This is a genomic window from Wohlfahrtiimonas populi (genome assembly GCF_002006795.1).
Classification (GTDB): domain Bacteria; phylum Pseudomonadota; class Gammaproteobacteria; order Cardiobacteriales; family Wohlfahrtiimonadaceae; genus Wohlfahrtiimonas; species Wohlfahrtiimonas populi.
In genome coordinates this window covers 1-301 of the sequence record NZ_MVDN01000072.1, presented here as the reverse complement: position 1 = coordinate 301, position 301 = coordinate 1, and the positions used below count along the sequence as shown (strand labels likewise).

Genomic DNA, 301 nt, shown 5'->3' with positions numbered 1-301 from the left:
ATGGCAATATTATTGCTGAAGCAATTAAGGAATTAGGCGCTGATGAAGCTCGTAAAATAGAAAATTTTTCAGAATGGAAAGATCAAAAATTTGAAAAAACAACTATTAAAACAGAGCATGCACAGCCTTCACGAGATGAAAATCAACTCAACTTATCCTCCAATAGATCAGATTTCAGTATAGAAAGTGGTAAGAATGGTGCTGTTATGAATATAGGTAATCAAGATCATCAAATGGATTTCCATAAGGTACAAAATTTTAATTACTACATTAATGGGGATAGAATGCTTCTAGGTAAATT

At 31.6% G+C, this 301-nt stretch carries 1 protein-coding gene; it reads left to right on the top strand.

Translation table 11 applies throughout. The annotated features are described in order from the left end of the window. Positions 1 to 301, top strand: a 301-nt coding sequence (locus BZK16_RS14430) for a hypothetical protein (protein ID WP_158076883.1), incomplete at both ends; no start/stop codon positions are given.